Origin of the sequence: Catellatospora tritici (assembly GCF_019083965.1) — a bacterium.
In the GTDB taxonomy this organism is placed as follows: Bacteria; Actinomycetota; Actinomycetes; order Mycobacteriales; family Micromonosporaceae; genus Catellatospora; species Catellatospora tritici.
Genome location: NZ_JAHRCY010000003.1, coordinates 77626 through 99832, shown reverse-complemented (window position 1 = coordinate 99832; position 22207 = coordinate 77626). Strand labels below are relative to the sequence as shown.

The following is a 22207-nucleotide window of genomic DNA, read 5'->3' as shown; positions in this document are numbered from 1 at the left end:
GGCGTGTCCGCTTGACGCTGATGTTCATCGTCCGGGTTGGAGGAACCATGGAGAAGAAGAAGCCACTCAAGGACCGTGCCGCGGTACGGGTGACCGGCGCGGTCATCACCGCCGCGACTCTGCTCACCACGCTCTACACGATCGCCGCGCCGATGATCGGCAACGACCCCAAGCCGTGACGGCCGTTCCCACCCTCGCCGCGGTCGTCTTCATCGCATCGCCACTGCTCGTCGCCGTGGTCGTGGGCATGCGGCTCGGCCGCGACCCGCTGCGCCTGACCGGGCTGCGGCTGCGGTGGATCGCCCTCATGTGGGCCGCCGCCGCCATCGCGGCCCTGCGGTACGCCGCCCCGGCCTGGCTGCCGCAGGTGCTGCGGCGCGACAGCGGCCTGGTGCTCGCGGCCGCGACCTGGGTGCTCGCGGCCGCGTGGCTGGGAGTCAATCTGCGTGGGCGTACGCCCGGACAGCGGGCCGGGCTGATCGCCGTCCTCGCCGGGGGCGCCGCGAACGCGCTCGCGATCGCGGCCAACCGCGGCATCATGCCCTACTCGCCAACCACCGAGGTCACCGGCGGGCCGGTCGGCCACGCCGCCTGGGAGGCCGGGCAGCATCGCCTGTACTGGCTCAGCGACGTCATGGCCGTCCCCGGCACCGCCATCATGGTCAGTGCCGGAGACCTGCTGCTGATCGGCGGCATCACCGTGCTGCTCATCGCCGCCATGCGTCCACGCCCGCCGCGGTCACCCGCCCCGGCGGTGTCCTGACCGCACCTCACTCGACCTGGCGGTCACCGTCGAAGAGCACCGCGGGCGCCACCGGACTCGCGGGTGACGCCCGCGGCACTTCGTGCCGCTCAGCTGCAGGCGGTGCCGTTCAGGGTGAACCCGGTGGGCGCGGAACTGTTGCCGGTATGGGTGGCCTGGAACCCGATGGTGGTGGAACCGCCGGGTGGGATGTTGGCGTTGTAGCTGACATTGGTGGCCGTCACCTGGCCGCTGGTCGGTGCGTAGGTGGCGCTCCAGCCGGAGGTGATGACCTGCCCGGCGGCGAGGTTGAACCGCAGTGACCAATTGTTGATCGCGGTCGAGCCGGTGTTGGTGATGGTGATGTTGTCGGTCAGGCCGTTGTTCCATGGATTGAGCGCGTTGCTCACGCGGCAGCCGCCACTGCCCCCACCCGGCGTAGGCGACGAGCTCGGCCGCGGGCTCGCGCTGGCCGGTGCGCTCGGGCTGGTCGGCGGGTTGCCGCCCTCGCTGACGGTGATGTTGGAGCTGCCGCTGCTCTGGTAGCCCTCCGTCGCGAGGATCTGGTAGTTGTGGGTGCCCAGGTTCAGGCCGAGGCTCGCCCAGGCGTTGAAGTGGTTGGCGGTGGTGATGGTGCCGCCGGTGCGGTGCTGCTGGCGGACGCTCCAGTACTGGTAGAACGTCGCGGTGCCGATGATGGACGGCTGATTGACGCGCTGGGTGCGGTAGATGTCGTACGTGCTGCCGTCGGTGGTGACCGAACCCAGCCGGGTCGCACCCGAACTCGGGTTGTAGCTGCCGAAGTTCTCGACGATGTAGTACTCGATGAGCGGGTTGGTCGTCCAGCCGTACAGCGCGAGGTAGCCGTTGCCGTTGGGGCTGAACGAGCCGGAGTAGTTCACGGTGTGACTGGAGCCGGGGTTCCAGCCCTTGCCGACCACGGTGTTGTTGATGCCGCTCCACTGGACGCTGTACTGGCCGCCGGCACCCAGGTTCATGGTGACGTTGCCGTTGTCCTTCCAGTACGAGTAGAAGAACCCGTTGTGGAAGCCGGTGGAGTTCGAGGTGATGGTCCGGTCGGCCTCAGCGTGGGCCGTGCCGCCGAGCGCCATCGAGGCGACGGCCAGTGCGACGGCGCAGAGGCCGCCGAGGAGCGGCTTCACGTGGGTGCGCCTGCGGGGCCGTAGGTGGGAGGGGTGATCGTTCACCGGGGCATCCTTCTGGTGAGGGCAGCCTGCGGGCCAGGCTGCGTGACTCGACTCGACGCAGTCGTGGGCCGCCAGGGCGGGCGGCGTCACGCGGCGGCGGACCAGGCCCGGAACGGGTGGCGTGGTCCGGTCGACGGCCGGGCACCGGAGTCGTGGCCACGAATCGGGTTCGACGGTCGTCGACATTCATCGATGCAGGCAGTATTGGGCCGACCGATCAGGACTGTCAACAACTTCCGGAAGTTATCGGAATGCCAGCTCGACCCTCTCTTGGCAACATGCCGGGAACAACAGGTATATGAGCCGGTCAAGGGGCTCCTGAATCACCGGCATGTGGATGTTGATAGAAAGACGGACCTCATAGTGATCGACAGAACTGACAGGGCGAGCGGAAGTTTCGGAACCGATGCGGCGCCACGGCCCATTCAGTCGCCAGCGCCGAGCCGATGCGTGCCCGCGTGGATACGCGTCGGCTCCGGTGGTCCCGCACGAAAGATCGCCCGGCATCAGGGATCTGCCCCGACGGCCCACTACAGACGCCCATGGACGCGTACGTCGAGGCTGAAGTGATCAGTCAGCCCTGCTGCCGTAGCTCTCCAGGAAGAAACGGGCGCTTTCGGTGTCGGGATGGCCCGCGCCAAGGACGCGGGTACTGTCGGCTACCAGGACGCGGAACATGCGTGCAGCCTCGGCGCCCTTCCCGCCCTGCCCGATGTTGTACGCAAGCCAGTAGCGAGCGCTCAGGGTGTCTGGGTGGTCAGCGCCTCGGACTCGGGTGCTGTCGGCCACCAGAGCGCGGAACAGACGTGCGGCCTCGGTGCGATCCCCGCCGTCCCCGATGTTGAGCGCGAGCCAGTGGCGAGCGCTCAGGGTGTCTGGGTGGTCAGCGCCCCGGACTCGGGTGTAGTCGGCCACCAGGGCGCGGTACATGCGTGCAGCCTCGGCGCGATCCCCACCTTGCCCGACGTTGAGCGCGAGTCGGGACCGTGCCCTCAGGGTGTCTGGGTGGTCAGCGCCCCGGACTCGGGTGTTGTCGGCCACCAGGGCGCGGAACAACTCGGTCGCCTCGGCGCGGGTTTCGTCGCGGTCGGTATTGGTCGCGAGCCAGTAGCGGGCACTCAGAGTGTCGGGGTGGTCAGCGCCCAGGACGCGGGTGCTGTCGGCTACCAGGGCATGGAACATGCGTGTCACCTCGGCGCCGTCCCCGGCCGAGTGGGTGTTGAGCGCAAGCCAGTAGCGGGCGTTCAGAGTGTCGGGGTGGTCAGGACCCAGGACGCGGATGCTGTCGGCTACCAGGGCGCGGAACAGACGTGCTGCCTCGGCGCGGTTCCCGGCCCGTCCGATGTTGAACGCGGCGTTGTGGCGGGCCTTCAGGGTGGCGTGGTCCAGAGGTTGTGCGGCTTCGCCGCGGCCGTCGCGTTTGCGCATACCAAGGGCGTCGTCGCTGTGCCGGCGGTCGGGGGTCGCAGCGCCGACAGCCGCCGCCGGCCCGGCCGCCGCGGCCCGTGTGGCGGTCTGCCAGCCGAGAAGGCTGGTGGCGAGCCCGGCTGATGGCATCCGGCCGCCGGTGACGTCTTCGAACTGCAGGTGCGCCAGGCGGAAGAACCGCTCCCCGCCCAGCAGCAGCGGAAAGATCGGTTTGCCACGTAGTTCGGCCTGGTCGATCTCCCGGTCCACCCACGTGGACTGATCCGAGGCGGGACTCATCACCACGATGAACGCCGCGCAGGTGTCGATACGCTGTTGGATCACTTTGGCCCACCGCTCACCGGTGATGATCTGGTGGTCGAACCACACCTCGACACCAGCAGCGGTGAAATGCTTGGCCAGCTTCGCGACGTAAGCACTGTCGGTGGCGTGGCTGTAGCTGATGAATACGTGACCGGACACCTGAGCAAACTACCGACTGCCGTCAATCGCCGAGCACCGGCCAGACGGAGCAAAACTTCCAAGATCCGGCAACAACAAGACCGGCGCAACACCAAGCCCGGACATACCCAGCCCGGCAAGCCATAGCGGACTCAAGCACCTCGGCTCCACCGTCACGATCAACACCGCAAACGGCCTGACCAGCACCTCGCTCACATTTTCGAGTCAACGCTCTTACTTGAGTTTCGCCCAGAACGTTCGCGATCTCACCGTCGCCGCGTGGTCTGGCCCGAGCACGCGCTGCTGAGTGGCCAGAACTTGCTTGAGCAGGGTCCGTGCTTGGCGGAGGTCGCCTTTGATGGCCGCATTCACGGCGACGGAGTATGCGGTCTCCAGTGTCTCCGGGTGATCCGTTCCGAGTAGACGTGTTTGCCACGCGTGCACGCTGCCCAGTATGTCGGCTGCTTCATCGCGCACGTTGTCGTTGGCGAGCAATGTGCCGAGCGCGTACCCCGTACGGAGCGTTCTCCGGTCATGCCATCCATGCGTGTGGCCTTGAAGCTTCAGGACATCGCGTAGCTCGTCGATGGCTTCGGAGGAACCTTCCTGGACCAGCAACGCCGCCAGCTCGCTTCGGGAGTGCAGGGTGTCGGGATGGGTGGCGCCCAGGATCCGAGTCCGATCGGCGATGACGCCGCGGACCTGCGGCAGTGCGAGTTCGGGGTCACCGGCGTTGTAGTGCGCGACGGCCAGGTTCTGACGGACCGTCAGCGACAGCGGGTGGTCCTGGCCCAGGGCCAGGTGGAAGGCGGCTGACGCCTCCTTGAGCCCGACGATGGCTTCGTCCCAGTCGCCTGCTTTGCCGACGATCACCGCCACGGCGGCACGCGAGGAGATCGTCCCGGGATGGGTTCGTCCCTGGGACTTGGTCCGGTCGCCGATGACTTCACGCAGCAGTCTGATCGCGTGGGTGTAGTCGCCGGTGCTCGCGATGACCATTGCCAGGTTGTGGCGGCTGTCCAGGGTGTCCGGGTGAACCGGCCCGAGCGTTCTCGTCTGCGCGGCGACGATGTCGATGAGCATTGTCAGAACCTGGGGATCGTGCCCGGCCTCGCTGATCGAATCCGCGAGCCGGCGTCGGCTGCGCAGTGTGTCCGCGTGATCGGCGCCGAGGAGCGACGTCTGTTTGTGCACGATCTCCCGCAGCTGGGTCGCGGACTCGGCGGGCCGGAACCTGCTCGACGCATCGGCCAGTACGGCTCGGCTTCGCAGCGTCGCGGCGTCGTCGGGGCCGAGCGCTTGAGTTTGTGCCGACACGATCTCGCTCAGTAAGGGCACCGCACGCTCCCAGCCCGAAGCCGATCCCGATGCGCAGGCTGCCTCAAACCGGCTGAGCAAGGTGTCGGGGTGAGTCGCGCCAAGGACGCGGGCGCGGACCTCGGCGACAGCGGCAAGGGTCTTGCCCGCTTCGGTGTACTGCCCTGAGTCACGCATGGCGGTCGCCAGATCATGGCGGGCGGTGAGCGTATCGGCGTTGTCTGGTCCGAGCAGCCTGGTCCGTGCGGCGACGACGCCGAGGAGAATGCGCGTTGCCTGCGTCAGATCGCCGGATCGCAGCAAGGGCACGGCGGCTTGGTGGCGTCTCGCCAGATCCTCTGGATAGCTCGAGATGTGGGAACCGAGTTTCTCCACGAAGTCTGTCGATGGCATGCAGCCTGTCGACACGTCTTCGAATTGCAGGTGGGCGAGCGAGAAGAAGCGCTCACCGTCCAGCAACACGGGGTAGATGGGCAGCGCCCGCCGCTCGGCCTGATCGACCTCACGTCGCACCCAGTCCGATGCCTCCGCTGCGGGCGTCATGATCACGACGACGGCGCCGGCGGTGTCGATCGCCTCTTGAATCGCGTTCGCCCATCGTTCTCCGTGCACGATGTCCCGGTCGTACCAGACACTGATGCCCGACGTTTCAAGATGGCTGGTGAGCCTCTCTACGTAGGCGCTGTCCGGTCCGGCGTGACGGTAGCTGATGAATACGTGTCCACCCACATCCTTACGTTACAGAGGGGCTTGACCACAGCCGGCTCAGACACCGGCTCAGCACGATGCGGGAGCTACCGACCGACAAGACCACACAAGTGATCATCAGCGGCGCGCGCCTTCAGACAGAACCTGCGCCGCAGACACTGGGAACTCGCGCCGACGCCCCGCCCGCGAGGCGGGCCGCTGCCGTGTACGACGAACTCGCCACGCGATCTGACTCGAGGTCGCGACGACAATCCAGCCTCCCCAGCGATCCACCAATGCGTCAACGTTTTGGCCCCCGTCCAGCGGGGGCCAAAACGTTGACGCTGTCGCCTAGCCAGTGCTCGGCGACGGTGTGCCCGAGACGGGACGGTGCAGGCTGACGGATTGCAGCACCACCACCTCCCAGTTGTTGACCCGGTCCACCGGGTCGACGGTGATCGGGTAGGGGCCCACGTCTGGATCTCCGAGTGCCGGGAACCCGTCGGTGGCGTGCCATTCGCCGTCGCATTCGACCGTCCGGTCGATCGAGAAGGACGCGCCCCGCACCGTCACATGCGTGCGGCCTGAGCCGCTGCACCTGGTACGCAGCCACATGCCGTGCCCGTTGTCCGGGATCTGTGCCAGAACCACGTCCGTGTCCGAGGTGGCCGAACTCCACGAGGCGACCACCGGCATGCCCTCGAACGGGTCGAAGGTCACGTGCGGACTCGGTGTGGCCGGCTCGTCTCGGCAGGCCGCCGCCAGCAGGCAGCCGAGCAGTATCGCCACTGCTCGCGCGCTACGTCTCATGTACACCCGCTTTCTGATGGTCGCCGGTCGTCACGGCGGGGGCGGGCCCCGCCGCTTGGTTTGGGCGGCGGGGCGCCCGGGGGGGGGCGCCCCCCGCCGCCCCGCCCGGCTCGGACAGGTCAGCCCAGCCTGTTGAAGATAGCCGCCGCGACGTCCTGCGGTGAGTTGCCGGACGGGATGGTGGCCCCGGCCGGTACACGGACCTGGTACTCGCCCTTGTACTCGACGTTGAGCCGGTAGCCGGTTCCGGTCTGCACCCGTTCGCCGTTGGACAACCGCACGTAGTAGTTGACCTTCGACCAGCTGATCGACACGTCAGGTGCGAAGTAGCCCCGTTCACCGGCGCCGTAGCCGGCGGTCTGAGTGTCGGTGTGGGTGTCGGAGTGGGTGTCGCCCCAGGTGTAGGTGAACGTCTCCTCCGCGCCGAGTTTGACCGTCTTCGCGACGTCCCAGCTGACCGAACCCTTGGTGGCCAGTGCCTTGGACCAGGTGTGCGCGTCCGTGATGGCGTTCGACGCGGAGAACGTCCCCGCGTTGTCGCCTCCCCAGGTCCGCGATATCCGGATGTCGCTCAGCGGACCCAGGTCGATCGACTCGCTGGTCTCGACGACCTCCTCTTCCTCCTTGGGGTGGACCGGGTAGTCGATGCAGATCAGGACGTACATCGCCGAGCAGGCCTTGGTCCACTCGATGAGGCTGGCCCGGTATTCGCGAGCCCGGCGGTCCGCCGCCTGGCGACGCAGGGTGCATGCCTGGTCGCACTTGGCGTGCACATCGTTGTCGATCTTGTTCTGCGCCTTGCGCTCCTCCTCGCGCTTCTCGGCCGCCGGGTTGTAGCAGCGGCTCGTGTCCTCGTCGACGACGCAGGTGCCCTCCGGGTCACTCTTGTTGACCGGGGAGTTGTCGGCGTACGCGTACCCGTTCCAGGTCTGCGGCGCCTGGCTGTCGAACAGCGGGTCGATGCTCACGAACCGCCCGGTGACCGGGTCGTACTCGCGGGCCCCGATATGGGTCAACCCCGTGTTGGAGTTGACCGGCTTGTTGAGGAAGCCGTGGTTGTCCGGTGCGGTCATGGCCGCCCCCCGCTCGGCGCCGAACGGGGTGTACTGCCGCCAGCTGGGCACCTGCGCCGTGTTGTCCAGGTACAGGACCGGCGTGCCGTGTTGGTCGGCGATGGCGTACGAGAACGCGCTCGCGCTGCCGGTCCGCACGACGGTCGGGCCGCCGGGCAGCGAGTAGTAGCGCGTACCGGTGGCGACACCGGTGCTCGTGTTGAGGTCGATCTGCTCTCCCGCGACGGAGAACGTGGTCTTGCCGGGGTTCTTCTGCAGCATCAGGTTGCCGTCGGCGTCGTAGACGAAGCTGCTCGGCCCGCCGGTGCCACCGGTGATGCCGGTCAGCCGGCCGGCTTCGTTCCAGCCAAGGACCTGGCTGCCCTGTCCCGCGTTGCGGGTCAGCATGTTGCCGGCCGCGTCGTAGGTGAACGACGTCGACCCGCTGGCCGCGCCGGTGGTGCCGGTCAGCGTGTTCGGCTGTCCGGTCCCGTTGCCGTTGTAGGTGAAGTTGACCGTGCGGTCCGAACCACCGGTGGTGCTGTACTCCACCTGGCTGGTGCGGTTGCCGTCATCGGAGATGTTCCAGTGCGTCCAGTAGGCGCTGGACGCGCCGAGTGCGTCGGCGACCATACCCCGGCTGGCGGGGGTGGGCGCGATGGCGCACTGGTCGTTGGCGGTCCAGGCGTCGACGAGCCGGCGCAGCTTGTCGAAGCTGTAGCACTGGGTCTCCGAGGTGGCAGCCGAGCCCATCCGGGTGGAGATCTGCCGGTTCAGGTTGCCCGCCAGGTCGTAGCGGTAGGCCTGCTCGTCGAGGGTGGTGACGGTGCCGGTGGACCGGGTGACGAGCTGGTTGAGCAGGTTGCCGTTGTTCTCGTCGTAGGTGTTGGTGACGTACGCCTGGTTCGGCGCCGAGCCCAGGGTCACCTGGTTCACCCGGCCGAAGGCGTCGTAGCTGACGCCCTGCGTGTAGCCGGTCAGGCCGCCCAGGGTGTTGGGCAGGTCGAGCACGCCGCTGTAGCCGTGCAGCACCGTCTCGGCCGGCAGGCCGCCCTGGGCCGGGTAGATGTCCTTGAGCGGCAGGCCGGTCGTCGCGGTGTAGAGGTGGCTCACCGTCCACGACGTGCCCAGGGTGGTGCCTTCGGTGGTCGGCAGGGTGGTCTTCTCACCCAGCGACTTGCCGAAGATGTTGAAGTTCACCGCGGACTGCACGTACGCCTGGCCGCCGACGTAGGAGGTGGCGGTGGTGACGTGCCCGATCGGGTAGGTCATCCCCGGGGTCGCGTTGTCGGAGTTGTCGTACACCCACTTCGCGAGCTGGTTCGACGCCGACTGCGCGGTGTAGGCCGAGGCGTACATGCCGGTCTTGCGGTTGAGCGCGTCGAAGGTGTACGACACGGTCTTGCCGCCGCCGTCGGTGGACTGCTTGAGGTTGCCGTTGCTGTCGTAGATGAAATTGGTGCTGGTCCCCGCGTCCGGGTCGGACTTGGAGATCACCTGGCCCAGCGCGTTGAACGTCGTGGTCCAGGTGTTGGACCCGATGGTCAGCACCGACTGCCGGCCGTGCCCGTCGTAGCCGTAGGTGGACGAGATCGCCGTACCGCCGGAGATGGAGTACAGCCCCTTGAAGGTGTCCGTCGGCGTGTTCACCGTCGGCGCGACCTTGAAGTTGTCGATCTGCTTGGCCCGGCCCAGCGGGTCGTTGATCGTGGTCTGCACCGCCCCGCCCGCCGGCGGGATGACCGTGGTGCGGTCGCCGTTGTAGACGGTGGTGGTCGTGGAGACCGCGACGCCGTTCTTGGCCTTCGTCACCTTCACGGCCTGTCCCAGGCCGTCGTAGGTGGTGAAGGTCTGGCTCGGCACCTGGCTGCCCAGCGACGCCGCGGAGACCAGTGTCGTATTGGGCAGGGTCGCCGGGTCCCACCAGCCGTTGTAGGTCGAGGTGACCCAGCCCCGGCTGTCGTAGAACGTGTCGGTGACCAGGCGTCCGCCCTGCGGAGTCATCGTCTGCGTCTGGCGGGAACGCAGCAGCGCGTCGTAGATCAGCGTCGACTTCTGATAGCCGGACGAGTCGTTGAGCCGCTCGGTCGTGGACGAGGACAGCCCGGTGTTGGACAGCACGTAGCTGAACTTGTAGTTCGCCGGTGCGGTCGTGGGCCGGGAGTACTGCCAGATCCCCGTGGTGCGGCCCAGCGCGTCGTACTGCCAGCGGGTGACCACGCCGTTGACGTCGGTCTTGGTCAGCGGCAGCCCGCGCAGGGTGTCGAAGGTGGTGGTCGTGGTGTGGCCCAGCGGATCGGTGACGACCGAGGCGGTGGTCAGGCCGGCGCTGTTGGTCGTGTAGCTGGTGTTGGTGAGGTAGTTGTTGGCGTCGTAGCCGGTCACGGCCCGACCCCAGCTGTCCACCACCGCCCGCCGGTCGGTCTGGTACGTGTACGCCCCGCCCGAGTATCCGGTGGCCTTGCGCACCATGCTGGTGCCGCCCTTGGTGATGGTCGCCGCCGACTGCGGGAAGGTGGTGCCGAAGCTCGGGTCGTCGTAGAACGCCCGGGTCGCCGACATCACCTGGTTGGGGCGGCTCACCGTGGTCGGCGCGCTCAACGCGTTGAGCGTGCCGGGCACCGAGTCGGTCGTGCCCGCCGAGTAGCCCGCGCAGGCCACGGACACCGTCTCGGCCTCCGCGACCAGACCGACCAGGTTGCGGGTGGAGCTCGGCGGCGCGTAGCTGTTGGTCAGGCACTGGTCGTAGGCGGTGTTGACCGGCAGCGTGTGGGTGTAGGAGTGCTTCAGCAACCCGACCGTCGGACTGGTCACGGTCGCGTCGTACGAGCTCTCGACCGCCGTGTACTGCCAGTTCGTCGTGCCGCCCGCGGTGACCGCCTGGCGGGTGTACGTCTTGGCCTCGGCGACCCAGTTCGCGGTCAGCGCCGAGAGCCCGGTGCGGGTACGCGTCGCGGTGGCCCCGGACACCCAGTACGAGGTGATCGTGGCGTGGTCGACCGCCCCGCCGTCACCGCGGAAGGTGGTCGTCTCCAGCGGCTTGCCGGCCAGCTGGTCGATGTCCTCGTGGCTGCCCGACAGCGAGTCCGTGACGTTGACGGTGGTGGTGTTGTTGTTCTTGGACATGCCCCGGTAGTAGCTGGCCTCGGTCAGCGTCTGCAGGTCGTTGACCCCGTCGCCGCTCACCGTCTGGACCTTCGCGTACCCGCGGAACTGACCGTAGGTCCGGTACTTGGCCTTGGTGACCTCGTTGTCGTCGTAGTGCCAGGCTGCGCCGCCCAGGTAGCGGTACGTCGTCGACAGCGCCGGCGCACCGCCGGTCGGGTCGGTCGACACCACCTTCGTGACAGCCCACTTGTTGAACCAGTCGGTGATCGGGTTGGTGTAGCCCGGCGGGGTCCACGACACCGGGTAGCACGACGACGTGTTCGACGCCGGTGCGATCGTCACCGGCGCGGTGCACGGGTTCGGACGACCGTAGGTCACCGTCACCACCGAGCCGGACTCCGTGGTGACGGACTGGATGCGGTAGCGGTAGAACGCGGGCAGGCCGTCGGTGACGGTGTCCACCCGGTTCTGCAGCTGGATGCTGCCGAACTGGATCGGCGGCATGGCGATCGGGCTGGCCGAGCCGCCGGCAGTGGTGTCGTTGCCGGTGCGGGTGATCGAGCTCAGCCACAGCGTGGGCGAGGTGCCGTCACCGGTCGGCGGGATGGTCTGGCTCAGCGCGTACGTGTCGACGGGGATGTAGCTGCTGGTCGCCGTCGACCACTGCTGGGTGGCGATGGAGGTCAGACGGACCGTGGAGAAGAACGACGGGCCCCAGGACGAGCAGGTGGCCCCGGACGCGCAGATCAGGTCGTAGGGCACGTCCGGCCAGTTGGCCTTGTTCGCCGAGTTCAGCGGCTGGCAGGTGCCCGACACGCACCGGTCGCCGGTGTTGAACTGAACCCGGTTGCCGACCGTGCCGTACGCGCCGCCGTCGGCGAAGCCGTAGTCGATGCGGTCGAGGTGGCTGTCGCGCACGTACGAGGTGTTGCTGGCGCCCTGGTTCTGGCCGTAGTAGTTGCGGTCCTGCTTGTAGTAGTAGGCCATCGCGTTGCCGTGGACGTCCGTGACGTAGTCCAGGTTCCAGCGGTAGGCCATCGTGCAGACCGAGTTGTTGAACCCGGATCCGGAGATCTGGTAGCACGGGTCACCCGAGTGCGAGGAGTACACCGGCTCGCTGTCGACCGAGTTGGTGGGCGTCTTGCCCGAGGTCCAGCCGGGGAGCTGGTTGCGGCCGAACTGGTACTCGGTGCCGTCGCGCTCGACGACCTTCCAGTAGTCGGTGTTGTAGGTGCCGGAGCCGTTGTTCGAACCGGTCACCCGGGTGACGGTCACGCCGTTCTCCTGCTGCGGCCGCCACTTCGAGGCACCCGAGTCCCACACCAGCGACGTGGTGGAGCCGTTCAGGGCCAGGGTGAGGATCGGACCGTTGTAGCACATGTCCGGCGTCGACTTCGGCGACGCGGTGCCCTCTGGGCTCTCCGAGCAGGCGGTGAAGGTCTGCTCCACGTAGGAACGCGGCGTCGACCAGCCGTCGCCCACCCATGAGGCCTGCGACTGCGTCGATGCGGTCTGGCCGTCGATGCCGGCCGAGTTGTAGGACAGCGCCAGCTTCGGCACCAGCTTGGACGCGGCCGGGGGGACCACCAGCGGGTAGTCGTAGCCGAACGAGCCGGTGCTGCCACCGCCCGTCCACGAACCCGACGGCTTCAGGTCGGTCGCGGCGAATGTGCCGCCGGAACCGCCGTCGTTGCCAGGGTCGGACGCCGCCGCCAGGACCATCGTCCTCGCGCTCGCAGGTGCGGCCGCGAGCTGCGTGGACACGCTCTGCGTACGCGCGTCGTTGCTCGACACCAGTGGCGTGCGCCGCTGGCAGGCGGCCAGCGTGGGGGTGGTCAGCGCGCAGGCGGGTAGCTGGAAGAAGCGCAGCCGGGAGCCGTAGTTGCCGCCGTAGGCCTGCGCGAAGCCGGCGTAGTCCAGCCCGATGCGCACCGGGTCGGTGCCGCTGCTGTCGGGAGTGACCGTGAGCAGGACACCGTTGACTCCGGCTGCTTCGGTGCGGGCGCGGTCGAGCACGCGCACGCCCAGTGATACGGGCCGCTTGCCCGTCACGGGCTGGGCCCACACCGGCGTCCCCCGGCCCTGGACCCGGCTGCCCGTCGCGGACAGGCCTGCCGAGGTGGTCGTCGGCAGGGCGATGGTGGTGTCGGCCGCGGCCGGGAACGACGTCTTGTCCGCCACGAATGTGCGCCGGGCCGGATCGTTGGCCGGTGGCTGGAACTTCGACGGCACCGGGTGCACGCCCTTGACGGACGGCCCCGGGGACACGGCGGGCGCCCCGGCCGTGATGCGGCCGCCGGGCGCGGCGGCCGCCACGTTGGGTACGCCCATCGCCATGATCGTGGCTAGCGCGGTCATCGAGCTGATGATGCTGGTCTGCCTGGCGTGTCTCAGTCTTCCCCGTTGAGATCTCATGCGCATCCTTTGTTAAGAACGGCTGGGCAACCCGCCTGGATGCGGGATGCCGATCGACCCTGCGGTGCGCAACATTGCCACAATCAGCGTCGATATATTGCCCCGTCGGGATCGATGAAATCTCGATACGGTATCGATTACCCCTCTGCGACGCGGCACGGGACCACGACCGTCACGTCGAGCCGTGCTTGGAGCTGTCGTGCTGACCGCGCTGTCTGGCGCAGAGCACGTCCAGCCGTTCCAGCGTCTCGGTCATGCTCCTGACCCAGATGCGGCCGCCGTCCATCGACTCCTGCTCGTCCTGCGGTGCCCGGGAACAGTCATAGCTCTCGGTCACGATGGTCGCGTCCGGGCCGTCCGGGGTCAGCTGGTAGGTCCACCGGTGCCCCCAGCTCCTTGGCGCCGTGCTACCGGGCGCGGTGTCCGGATGACCCCGGCCCGCTTCCGGCTCCCAGGCGATGCGCCGGTTCACCTCGTACTCGACCACGTGGTTGTTCATCTCGTAGTCGCCGTGTGGCGGGTAGTGCATTCGCATCACGAAGACGTCGCCGACGGCGGAGACCACCGTGTCCGACGCGGCGCCGCGCAACATCCCGGAGCCGTCGAGATCGGTGTGTCGCCGAGGATCCGCGAGGATCCGGAAGATGTCGGCCGCGGGCGCCGCGATTCGACGGGACACCGCGACGGGCTCGCGCTCGCTAACTGTCATTGGTACGGCTCCACTGGGGTCGATCTTCCCGGTCGGCACATGCTTGGACGGCGCCGAGCCGTTCGGTGAGGAAGGCGCGTTCGACGTCGTTGTCGGTGAGGGTCAGGGCTTCCTGGTACGCGTCCGCCGCTGCTGTCCACTGGTGCAGTTGGCGCAGGAAGTCGGCGCGGGCGGCGCTGAGGTAGCCGTAGGTGGCCAGCGCCGGCTCGGCGCAAAGCGGGGCCAGCGCGTCGAGGCCTGCCTGCGGGCCGTCGCGAAGTCCCACGGCCACGGCACGGTTGAGCTCGACCACCGGTGAGGGCCAGAGTCGGAGCAGGACGTCGTACAGTCCGACGATCTCCGCCCAGTCGGTGTCCTGCCAGGTCGGCGCCTCGGCGTGCACGGCGGCGATCGCGGCCTCGACGGCGTACCGCGTCGGCGGCCGACGGTGGAGCGCCTCGGTCAGCAGGGCGATACCCTCGCCGATCAGCCGACTGTCCCAGCGCGTCCGGTCCTGCTCCGAAAGCAGCTGCAGCCGCCCGGTGGCCGACAGTCGGCTGTCGGCGCGCGCGTCGATGAGGAGCAGCAGCGCGAGTAGGGCGCTGACCTCGGCGTCGGTCGGCATGAGCAGGAGCAGCAGCCGGGCGAGGCTGATCGCGCTGTCCATCAGGTCCCGGCGGGCAAGATGCGCGCCGATCGGCGCCGTGTGGCCGGTGGTGAAGATCAGATGTAGGACCTCGAGAACGACGCTCACTCGTTGGGCGAGGTGCTCGGGTGAGGGCACACGGTACGGGATGCGAGCGGCGGTGATCTTCTTCTTGGCCCGGGTGATGCGCGCGGCCATGGTGGACTCCGACACCAGGAACGCCCGCGCCACCTCGGCAGTGGACAGGCCGCACACCAACCGCAGTGTCAGTGCGACCTGCGCATCGCGGGACAGGGCCGGGTGACAGCAGGTGAAGACGAGCCGCAGGCGGTCGTCGTCGAGGCTGCCTTCGGGGCCGGGCACCGACTGTTTGGCCACCAGCAGTGGTAGGGCCCGGCGCAGCGCGGACTCCCGCCGCAGCACATCGCGCGCCCGGTTGCGGGCAGTGGTGGTAAGCCACGCGGCCGGGCGATCGGGGATGCCGATCCGCGTCCAGGCCTGCAGCGCCTGGGCATAGGCGTCCTGGGTGCACTCCTCGGCGAGATCGAGGTCTCGAGTCAGACGTGCCGTCGCGGCCAGCACTTGGGTCCAGTCACTGCGGTGCGCCTGCGCGACCGCCGCGGCGACCTCGGCGCTCATCCGTGATCGACCACCGGTCGGATCTCCACCCCGCTGTGGCCTGTGGATACCTCGTACAGTCGCGAGGCCAGACTGATCACCTCGTCGAGGTCGGCGGCTTCGATCAGGTAGTAGCCGCCCACTGCTTCCTTGGTCTCCAGGAACGGTCCGTCGGTGATGGTCAACCGACCGGCCGAGTCCGCGCGCAGTGTGGTCGCGATGTTGGCCGGCTCCAGTTCCTGGCCGTTGAGGACGGCCGACCCGGCCGCGGCGGAGAAGGCGCGGTGGGCCTCGTCGAGCTTCCGCACCTCCGGTGGCGGCATCGCGGCCCACTGCCGTTCGTCGCCGTAGATGAGGAGCAGGTACTTCGCCATGGCGCACATCCCATCGTGTGGAGCCCGGCCGGGCCCGCCTACCTCTACGACGAGTCAGACCGGTCGCCGATCGACAACCGAGGAAAGATTTTCCACAGCACGGAAGACCGCCAACGGGCCAGCCCGTCCCAGGATGTAGCGGGACGGGTGCGGCGGGTTGCTCCCTGCGGCGTGCCTCTCTTGGCTTCCGGGCGCGGGCTCAGGCGCGCGTCGAACGGCCCACCTGGAGGTCGACGTCCGCCCAGCGGCCGACCTCGCGTTTGACCGACGCCTCGATGTTGAACATGTCAAAGGGCCGGTAGAGCCGGTGCACGACATCGCTGGGAAGCGTTGGCAGGCGATGCTCTTTGAGCAGCAGCGTTCGCTTCTTACGCCCGATCATGTAGCCGAGTTCGAGGGCGACATTCGGGTTGTGGTCGCGCTGATCGACGTCCTCGAAGACGGCCACCCCGTACCTACAGCAGGTTAGATAGACCTCGATGTTGGACCACAGCTCGCCGGTGTAATCACGGTCGTCGGCCCGAATTCCATGCATTCCGCGTTCCGCCAGTGCGCCTTTGATCGCAGCGTGAATTTCATTCATTTGGGGCGTGTCGGCGAAGCGCATCATGATGAAGACGTTGCGATCATAGTCCGGATGATCCGCAAGGAACTCGCGCAGGTGCGGTTCGAGGTGGCCGAGCCCGGACAGATCGCCCAGTTTGCCGAGGGCGTGCACCGTCTCCACCTCACGTACGTGTTCGGCCGCCGCGAGCCGCAGTTGCGCCGTCCGAGAAGGAGACTCCGGGGGGCACAGCGTGACCGCCGCGTTGAGTTTCTGACCAAGATGGTTCTGGACCAGGTCGACCAGGGCGGCCGGCTCGTAGTCGACATCGCGCTCATCCATCCACAGCATTCGCGCCATGCCTTCGGCCGGGCTGAACCCGGCGAGAACTTTGGTCTTGTCGCGAATCACCGTCAGGGAGAACGGCCTGAAGATCGGAGAGGCGTTCGGTCGATAACCCATGCGAGCCAGTCCGGCCGCGACCGCGTCGCCGAACTCGTCCAAGAGCCCCGTTATCGCGCGCTCGTCAGCGTCGGCCATGTTCCCGCCACGGGAAAGGGCTGTCGGCCACGGCAAGACCATCTGGGCTCCTTATCTGGACGGCTCCATCCCGCAGGCGGGACTCTACGCCCCGCGCGACATGGATCACGTACCCCGGGTGGGCAGGGCGGCTGGCGAGCGTGGCTTCGGAGTTGTGTCCAGCCCGCTTCGAACGACCGGCGCCATCGATTCATATGACCCGATTCGAATAGTGTCCACTCGGTCGGCAACTCAGGCTTTTCGGAGCGCTTATGCGATGGGAAGCTAGGAACCATGACGTGGGAGGACCGAACAGCGTGCGCGGATCTGCGACGCCTGGTCGAGGCCGAGTCCAAGACAGGCGATCTACCGGCCCTTCGTCACTGTGCCGCAGTCTTAAGTGAAATCGGCTCGCGAATCCTCGGACCGGCCGCCCAAGCCCGCACTGTGGACTCCCCGGCTGGTCCGATACTTCAATGGCGCATTGGGGCCCCGCCGTGGAATGTCGGACTGATCGGCCACTATGACACGGTCCACCCAGTCGGCACCCTGGCCGAGTGGCCGTTCACGGTCGAGGGAATGGTGGCCCGCGGACCTGGCGTGCATGATATGAAAGCGGGCATTCTGACCATACTGTACGGGGTCGCGGCGGCGATGGCAGCTGACCCGGCCGGCCTCGACGGCATCGTCATTCATTTGTGCCCTGACGAGGAGGAGGGATCACGGTGGTCACGCGGTGAACTTGCCGCGCTGCGAGACGCGGGCCTGCGGGTGGCCGCGGTTTTCGAAGGCGACGACACCTCGGGCGGCAGCGTCGTGACCCAGCGCAAGAGCGGGCTTTGGGTCGACGTGCGGTTCAGCGGGCGCAGCGCCCACGGCTCTCGCCCCGAACTCGGATCCAACGCACTGCTGGCCCTGGCCGACTACACGGCGAGGCTGCCGGGGCTGGCCGATCCGGTGCTGGAGACGACCGTGGTGCCGACCAGGGCAGCCTCGGGAACAGCCATCAACACGGTCCCCGAGGCATCCGTCCTCACTGTCGACTGTCGCACGATCACTCAGGCCGAACAGGATCGAGTTCTGGCCGGATTGTCGGCACTGGGCACGTCGGTGGCGGGCGTGGGCATCGAGGTGACCATCTTGCACATGTTCCCGCCGATGGACTCAGTGATGTCGGCTCCGGTTTACCGCGCCCTGCGGGAGGCGGCGGAGTCCGCCGGCTTGAACCCTCCTCGCAATGCCGGTGGCAACGGGATCTCCGACGCGTCGCATCTGAGCGCCATGGGCGTTTGGGTGATCGACGGCCTGGGCCCCACCGGCGGCGGCGACCATTCCGACGAGGAATGGGTGGACCTCGCCAGCATGAAGGAGCGGATCGCGCTCACCGCCGCGGCCATCCCGGCGCTGTCCCGGGTGGCGCGGGCGGCTCCGGCTCCGGGTGCCGACGAGAGTCCCTGGCCGCGCGATCAGGTGCAAGCACAGCACGACCGCAGGTCCGCAAACGTCGTAGCCTGACTGAACGGACCCGACTGAGCGGCGGAGTTCAATGCCCATTGAGGCGATATCGGCCAATACCAGCCTGTTGGGGCTGGTACACATACCAGACACCGGCTCACCGACCGCACTGGCGGTCCTGATCCACGGCGCCGCCTCCGATTCCTTCGACGGCCTGGTCTGGCGAATCAGCCGAGAACTCGCCGAGAGCGGCATCATCTGTGCGGCCATCAACCTCTCGGCCAGGAGCCTTGGGCGCTACGCCGGTTCGTTTCACAGATTCAGCGGCTGGCCGTGGACCGCCACCGAACCCATGGTGGCGGAGGTCGAAGCTTTCGTACGGTGCTGCGCGGACCGCTACGGCGGGCATCCGGCCCTGATCGGGCACAGCTGGGGAAGTCACCTGGTGGCGCTGGCGGCCGGCCGCGTCACGTGCACCCACCTGAGCCTCGTGTCACCCATCGGATCGGGTCGGTCGATGCTTGAAGCCATGTTCGCCGATCGGCCACAGGTGTTGGACGACGTGACGAGGCCGCGGTCCGAGGTCGACGGCAACGATCTCGTGCACACCGGCCGGGACAACCTTCCTTTCCTCAGCGCGGCCACCATCCGCGATCTCCACAGCCAACCCGCTCTCGCGGACCTGACAGCCGACGTGTCACAGGAGATCCACGTATTCGTGGGCGACCGTGAGCACGAGTCCACGTTGCGGGCCGCCCGCGACATAGTGGCGCAGCAGCCGAGCCGCCGAGCGCTGACGTCGATTCCCGGCGCCGGCCACTTCTACCGAGGTAAGGAGTCACTTTTGAGCGCAGCGCTGGCCGCACCGGTCTGTCAAAGATGAGCGTTCATTCCTCAGCTCGGCTCACAACGTGGCGAAGCGGGTGACATGACCACCACGAACTTCCGTCTCCGCCTGCTCAGCGGGTTCTCCGTCCGAGACCACACGAATGCGCGGGTCCACCTGAGAAAGAAGGAACGCGAGGTACTCACCTGCATTTTGCTGTCGTTGGCCCGAGCCGACGAGGTGTCCAGAGAAGTCGTCAACGAGTTGGTCTGGCCCGAAGCTCCACCGGCCCGACAGCTGGACAACCAGCTGTATCAGCTGAGGCTGAAGCTGCCCCGCGACATTCCAGTGTCCGACAAGTCTGGCTTCATCAGGCTGACCATTGACCGTGACAGTGTTGACCTGTGGGTATTTGTTGACCTTTGTCACGCGGCCGAGGCCGGTGCCGCCACGTGGGAACGGGCCGCGCAGGTATGGCCTGTCGGCGCCGAAGACGCCCTCAGGCTGATCGACCACCCTGGCGCTCGTGAAGCCGAGGAGATGCTGCGCCGGGCACTACATCACCGTCTGGACGCGCTGGCCGCGGCCGACGGGTCGGCGGAAGAGATGATCGTGTTACTCGGCCGCCTGACGAAGGTGACGCCGGAGGACACCGCGGCCTGGCTGATGCTCATTGAGCAGACCGCCCGCAGCAAGGGCCCATCCGCGGCGCAGGTGGTCACACGCCGCGCGCTGGCGGTGCTGGCAGACCTCGGATTGCCCACGGATGAACTGGCGAATTCGGCCGGCGGCCTGCTGGCCGGCTCCCGGGGCGGCGATCAGCCACCGCTTCCGCAGCGAACCAGCTCGGTCGCCGGGGAGGTGTCCCGGTCGGCGGAGGCGGAAGCGATCTTGCTGAAGATGAGCCGCGCCAAGGTGACCGCGATCGAGGGTGCGCCCGGAAACGGCAAGAGCTGGCTCGCCCTGCGGGTGGCCGAGCGGGCGGGGATGGCGTTCGTCCGGTTCTCGTTCCAGATAGGGCTGACCGACACCCCGGCCAGCCTGTTGGCGACCTTGGCGGCACATTTTCAGGGTCGCCACGACAACGCCCTCGCCAGCCTGCTGGACCAAGAGGTCAAACGCGGCGTGCCGTACGACGATCTGTGGAAGGCCACTCTGGTCGCCGACCTCATGACGAAGCTCCCCATGCTGCTGATCCTCGACGACGCCCACCTCGTCAATTATCGAAGCCAGTCCGCGCGCTTCCTACGCAGTCTCCTGCAGCAGGTCGAGGACGCCGACAGCGCAAGCCGGGTCCTCGTCGTGGCGAGGACCGCACCGGTGGGCATCCTCGACCACTCAGTGCCGCAGATGGTCTTCGGTGTCACGAAGCACGAGGCCAGCCAGATGATGGCCGAGATGGGGGTGCGGATCACCGAACGTCAAACGGACATGCTGTACCGCTGGACCTCCGGCAACCTCAAGTTGCTGCGGATGTTCGTCGCCTGGGCCACCGAGAACAACGCGGATGGCAGTAGCGTCGACCGCCTGCTGGCGAACCCGTCGCGGTGGCCGAACGCGCGTCGGTACATGCTGTCGAACTTTCTGAACGAGATTCCGGCCGCCACCTACCGCTTGGTCACCGCGCTCGCGCTGCTTCGCACGGCGGTTCCGCTGGCAGCGCTCTGGGCTGCCGCCGAGGCGGCCGAACTGCAGCCGTTCGACGCGGTCGACGGTCTGATGCGACGGCATGTGATCGAGGAGACCGAACAGGGCGGGGACGGCTTCTACCTGCACAGCATCCTGCGGGACTTCCTGCGGGACAGCTTGCAGGAGGTGGACCTGTCCGGCGAACACGGTATCGCCGCGGCGGCACAGCGATCGGTCGGCTCCATCGTCGAGGAGCTGTATCACCTGGGCGCCGCCGGTGAGGTTCCGAAAGCGCTCGACCGGCTGATGGACTGCAAGGAGAAAGCCATCCAGGCGGGGCATGCGACCGAGGTGTTGAGCCTGGTCGAGGGGTGGCCGGTTGACCTCCGTTCGGGCCGTCCCGACGTCGCGCTGCTCTACGGGGACTTGCTCGGCATGGCGGGCAGGCTGGAGCATGCCGAGCAGGCTTTCGCCATCACCGCGGCGGCCCCGACGGCGTATCGGGCGATCGGCGCCATCGGGCAGGCCACGGCGCTGAGGCATCTGTCACGGTGGCCACGTGCCCTCGAGGTCATCGGACGGGCGACCGCCGAGGTGTCGGTCCTGGACCCGCCCGACAGACTGCTGCTCGGGCTGTGTCAGGCCACCGAGGGCTCGATCCTCGCTCAAGTCGGCGACTTCTCCTCCGCCCGGGACACCCTCACCCGCGGCATCGACCTGATCCGGGCCGCACAGCGCGAACGCGGGGCATATCCCGTGCCCGGAACCACCCGCATCTTGCGGCCGGACATCGCCGTCGGCGCGGCCTTGTGCGATCTCGGATGGCTGGAGCTGATGGCCGGCCGGTTACTGAATGCCGAGGCGTGGCTTGAGGAGGCCACGACCCTTCAGGCCAAGATCGGAGATCAGTGGGGTCGATGCGAATCTCTGGCCTGGTTGGGACGCTGTTACTGGCAGAGCTCCCTCTGGGCTGAGGCCGCGACCACGCAGCGAGTCTGCCTGGATCTCGCACGCTCCCTCGGCAACGTACGCCAGGAAGCCCTGGCTTACCGTCATCTCGGCCTGCTCGCCTGGAATACGGGCGCCGACGACGAGGCCATCGACATGACGTCGAGCGCGCTGGAGATCTACCGCCGGATGGGCGATCGATATGGCGAGGCGGCCTGTCTGGAAAACCTTGGCGCCATCTACTTCGATCAGAATCGGTTCACCGACGCCCAGGCCCTCATCGTGGCCGCCGAGGAAGTGTGCCTGTCGATCGAGTCGACAGACTTCCTTGCCTACGCGGTCCTCTATCACGCCAAGATCCTGGTGCGGACGGGTGACGCCGAGCAGGGTTGGCTGATGGCGAAGCGTGCCCACGACCTGCTGGCTCGGCGGAACTATTCCGTTTTCTATCTGGGCATGGCACTGCGAGCCGAAGCCGAGGCCGCGTTGCGGCTGGGCGAGTACACCCGATGCGTCGAGATTCTGGACGAGGCGCGGCGGGGTTTCGATGAGATGCCGTCGCGTTACCAGAGCGTCAAGTGCGGATACCTGGCCGCGCTCGCGCTACACGCCATGGGACGCGATCACGAGGCGGTCGAGCTGATGGAGAGAGTCAGGAACGACTTCGCCACGTTGGGTGCGATGCGAGACCATCGACGGGCAGTCGAGGTGCTCGGCGGGTGGTAGGCGCCGGAGCCGCTTGGCGCGGCTAC

General features: G+C 67.6%; 14 protein-coding genes. 5 read left to right on the top strand and 9 right to left on the bottom strand.

What is annotated here, in order from left to right; genetic code table 11:
* Positions 1 to 47: 47 nt before the first annotated feature.
* Both KUA19_RS43820 and KUA19_RS07715 read left to right on the top strand, forming a co-directional pair.
* A complete protein-coding gene (locus KUA19_RS43820) occupies positions 48 to 179 on the top strand; it encodes a hypothetical protein (RefSeq protein WP_302498845.1) in 132 nt (43 codons plus the stop codon).
* A complete protein-coding gene (locus tag KUA19_RS07715) occupies positions 176 to 763 on the top strand; it encodes a DUF5317 family protein (RefSeq protein ID WP_217395455.1) in 588 nt (195 codons plus the stop codon). The genes KUA19_RS43820 and KUA19_RS07715 overlap by 4 nt, the downstream gene beginning before the upstream one ends.
* Before the next feature lie 89 nt (positions 764 to 852).
* On the opposite strand, the gene KUA19_RS07710 is transcribed toward KUA19_RS07715, so the two are convergent.
* From KUA19_RS07710 to KUA19_RS07670, 9 genes are all read right to left on the bottom strand, one after another.
* Positions 853 to 1950 carry a glycoside hydrolase family 11 protein gene (locus tag KUA19_RS07710; protein WP_308167372.1) on the bottom strand — a complete coding sequence of 366 codons (1098 nt, stop codon included), beginning with the start codon at positions 1948 to 1950 and terminating at the stop codon, positions 853 to 855.
* Positions 1951 to 2520: 570 nt separating this feature from the next.
* Positions 2521 to 3840 carry a tetratricopeptide repeat protein gene (locus KUA19_RS44460; protein WP_217395454.1) on the bottom strand — a complete coding sequence of 440 codons (1320 nt, stop codon included), beginning with the start codon at positions 3838 to 3840 and terminating at the stop codon, positions 2521 to 2523.
* A 213-nt stretch (positions 3841 to 4053) separates the two neighbouring features.
* Positions 4054 to 5865 carry a tetratricopeptide repeat protein gene (locus tag KUA19_RS44455; RefSeq protein ID WP_217395453.1) on the bottom strand — a complete coding sequence of 604 codons (1812 nt, stop codon included), beginning with the start codon at positions 5863 to 5865 and terminating at the stop codon, positions 4054 to 4056.
* A gap of 309 nt (positions 5866 to 6174) precedes the next feature.
* Positions 6175 to 6633 carry a hypothetical protein gene (locus tag KUA19_RS07695; protein ID WP_217395452.1) on the bottom strand — a complete coding sequence of 153 codons (459 nt, stop codon included), beginning with the start codon at positions 6631 to 6633 and terminating at the stop codon, positions 6175 to 6177.
* Positions 6634 to 6752: 119 nt separating this feature from the next.
* Positions 6753 to 13151 (bottom strand): RHS repeat-associated core domain-containing protein, encoded by a 6399-nt coding sequence (locus tag KUA19_RS07690; protein ID WP_254548966.1) that lies wholly within the window; start codon positions 13149 to 13151, stop codon positions 6753 to 6755.
* A 229-nt stretch (positions 13152 to 13380) separates the two neighbouring features.
* Positions 13381 to 13917: an SRPBCC domain-containing protein gene (locus KUA19_RS07685; protein WP_217395450.1), complete on the bottom strand. Its 537-nt coding sequence runs from the start codon at positions 13915 to 13917 to the stop codon at positions 13381 to 13383.
* Positions 13907 to 15181, bottom strand: a complete 1275-nt coding sequence (locus tag KUA19_RS07680) for an RNA polymerase sigma factor (RefSeq protein WP_254548965.1) — start codon at positions 15179 to 15181, stop codon at positions 13907 to 13909. The genes KUA19_RS07685 and KUA19_RS07680 overlap by 11 nt, the downstream gene beginning before the upstream one ends.
* The gene (locus KUA19_RS07675) at positions 15178 to 15534 is read right to left on the bottom strand and encodes a YciI family protein (protein WP_217395449.1); all 357 of its coding nucleotides are present in this window, start codon (positions 15532 to 15534) and stop codon (positions 15178 to 15180) included. Before KUA19_RS07675 ends, KUA19_RS07680 begins: the two co-directional genes overlap by 4 nt.
* Before the next feature lie 199 nt (positions 15535 to 15733).
* On the bottom strand, positions 15734 to 16660 hold the full coding sequence (locus KUA19_RS07670) for a nucleotide-binding protein (protein WP_217395448.1): 927 nt from the start codon (positions 16658 to 16660) through the stop codon (positions 15734 to 15736).
* A gap of 231 nt (positions 16661 to 16891) precedes the next feature.
* Between KUA19_RS07670 and KUA19_RS07665 the strand changes: the two genes are divergently transcribed.
* Genes KUA19_RS07665 through KUA19_RS07655 form a run of 3 tightly spaced genes read left to right on the top strand, consistent with a single transcriptional unit; the run spans position 16892 to position 22181 of the window.
* On the top strand, positions 16892 to 18112 hold the full coding sequence (locus KUA19_RS07665; RefSeq protein WP_217395447.1) for a M20/M25/M40 family metallo-hydrolase: 1221 nt from the start codon (positions 16892 to 16894) through the stop codon (positions 18110 to 18112).
* Positions 18113 to 18143: 31 nt separating this feature from the next.
* On the top strand, positions 18144 to 18935 hold the full coding sequence (locus tag KUA19_RS07660; RefSeq protein WP_217395446.1) for an alpha/beta hydrolase: 792 nt from the start codon (positions 18144 to 18146) through the stop codon (positions 18933 to 18935).
* 45 nt (positions 18936 to 18980) lie between these two features.
* The gene (locus tag KUA19_RS07655; RefSeq protein WP_217395445.1) at positions 18981 to 22181 is read left to right on the top strand and encodes an ATP-binding protein; all 3201 of its coding nucleotides are present in this window, start codon (positions 18981 to 18983) and stop codon (positions 22179 to 22181) included.
* The last annotated feature ends 26 nt before the right edge of the window (positions 22182 to 22207 follow it).